This window comes from Lacinutrix salivirga (genome assembly GCF_053604675.1).
In genome coordinates, this window is sequence record NZ_JBSHNP010000118.1 from 1 (window position 1) to 281 (window position 281).

Below are 281 nucleotides of genomic sequence, written 5' to 3' on the forward strand. Positions count from 1 at the left end.
TGTTTTTGGACCAATACCTGGAATGGTTTTTAAACGTGTTAACAGATCTTGATGATTTTCTTTTACTAAAACCAACAACTTATCTTCTACAGCTTTAATCTCTTTTTTTAGTTGTTTTAAACTGCGTTTTAAAGACATAGCAACCACTTTACTTGGATTACCTAAAACGGATTCTCCATGTATCTTGTTTTTTAACATCGTACTCTGTTTTCTATACACAGAAAGGAGTCTAACCATTTGCAAACATTCTATTTCATCTTTAGAGTTGCCTTGCCATAGTT

General features: G+C 32.0%; 1 pseudogene. It reads right to left on the minus strand.

The annotated features are described in order from the left end of the window. Positions 1-281, minus strand: a pseudogene (locus ACVC5O_RS10635) (IS110 family transposase); the annotation flags it as partial.